Source organism: Neobacillus cucumis, from assembly GCF_002860255.1.
GTDB classification, from domain to species: Bacteria; Bacillota; Bacilli; order Bacillales; family Cytobacillaceae; genus Neobacillus; species Neobacillus cucumis_A.
In genome coordinates, this window is record NZ_PGVE01000068.1 from 1 (window position 1) to 1830 (window position 1830).

At 40.6% G+C, this 1830-nt stretch carries 3 protein-coding genes; all 3 read left to right on the forward strand.

Going from position 1 to position 1830, the window contains the following annotated elements; genetic code table 11:
- On the forward strand, window positions 1-334 hold a 334-nt coding region (locus tag CVD27_RS18495; RefSeq protein WP_257984426.1), incomplete at its 5' end, for a phospholipase D-like domain-containing protein.
- A 112-nt stretch (window positions 335-446) separates the two neighbouring features.
- Window positions 447-1064: an NAD(P)-dependent oxidoreductase gene (locus CVD27_RS18500; protein ID WP_101649385.1), complete on the forward strand. Its 618-nt coding sequence runs from the start codon at window positions 447-449 to the stop codon at window positions 1062-1064.
- Window positions 1065-1204: 140 nt separating this feature from the next.
- On the forward strand, window positions 1205-1830 hold a 626-nt coding region (locus CVD27_RS18505), incomplete at its 3' end, for a PDC sensor domain-containing protein (RefSeq protein WP_180960349.1).

Below are 1830 nucleotides of genomic sequence, written 5' to 3' on the forward strand. Positions count from 1 at the left end.
CGATAAAATCAAAGTGCGTTGGTACAATACCGTAATCGGTCAATATCACACCAAGTTAGTAACGGTACAGACCGCAGACAAAACATATATTACAAACGGATCTTCCAATATAACGGAGCGCACGTTACGTGATTATAACTTGGAGGCGAATCTGCGCATTATAGCACCAACAGACAGCGAGCTGACAGATGAAATCAACGCGTATTTCGATAGGATATGGAATAACGAAGATGCGTTATACACTCTGGATGTAGAAGAATACCAAAATAGCCTGACATTCTTCCAACGAGGAATTTACGCACTGCAACGCTGGGCGAAGCTTACATCATATTAAAATAAAAAAGCACCGTTTATTGTTGCCAGTGCTTCACTCATATTTAACGCAAAGCACGAATGTAAAACATGAAGAGTATCTAACAATAAATTGAACATAGGAGATGTAGTAGATGAAGATTGTACTATTTGGAGCAACAGGCCGTACAGGTAGTGAGATCGTTCGTCGTGCATTAACTGACGGTCATGAAGTAACAGCTTTGGTTCGATCACCTGAGAAGTGCAAACCTCAAGAAAAGCTGACGATCATTGCAGGAGACGTACGGAACCCCGATGCAGTAAAAAAAGCAATGGCGGGTGCCGACGCAGTCGTAAGTGCACTTGGCACTGACAAAACAACCACATTGACAGAAGCAATGCCAGCCATTATTGAAGGGATGAAAGAATACGGAATCAAAAGAATCGTAACGATTGGAACGGCAGGTATATTGAATAGTAGAACAGAACCGTCCAAGTTACGTTATCAATCGAATGAATCCCATCGTAAATTGACATTTGCGGCGGAGGAGCACCATAAAGTATTTACTATGTTGAAAGATTCCGGCTTAGATTGGACGATAGTATGCCCAACCTATTTACCAGATGGGGAAGCAAGCGGCAATTATCGGACGGAAAGAGAGTACTTACCGATTGATGGCGCCAAGATCTCTACCGGTGATACTGCTGCGTTCGCTTATGATGAACTATCGAAACAAAATCATAAGGGATTCAGAGTAGGTATTTCCTATTAAGAAATGTCGATAAGAGGCGGGAATACATTCTAATTACTGGTATATATTGTATTAAAAATGAAGAAAATCTCATAACATCTCTTCGCTCTATGGATATAATAGGAGGATAGCACCACAGGGAAAAGGAGAATGGGAAACAAATGAGATGGTCCTTGAAAACCTTGATTCAAGTCGTGGCAATACTGGCAATTGCGTTGACCTTTCTAACGAGTACTACGGTGGCATATCAAGTGCATAAACAAAAATTAATACATTCTACTCTAGAAGCTAACTACGCATATGTCCAAAAGTTGACGTCCACTACAGATACTTATTTACGGGAAATATTAAACACATTAGAAGTTAATGCGGAAGTAGTCCTATCTCTCCTTGATGACCCTTCCTCACAAACACAAATGAATGCGTTAGCCGAGCGGATTAGAACAGAAACGAATACATTTGATTCTGTTGCGGTCGCCTCTACAGAAGGTGTCATACTAGGTGCATCCTCTCCGAGCCGTGAGTTGGTTGGGGAAGAGTTGACATCGATTGGAGCAATGCAAGCTATTAAGGAAAAGAGGAAAATAATCTCTCACCCTTACGTTGGAATTGAAGGAGAACCAATTATATTTATTAGTGTTCCACTTTTTGAAAACGGTGAGTATAAGGGGTTTTTGGGAGGAGCCATTTATCTCGATCAGCCCAATATATTAGAGAAACTTTTAGGAAGCCATTATTATGAAAATGGTTCATATGTTTATGTAGTAGATTATGCCGGGAAACTAAT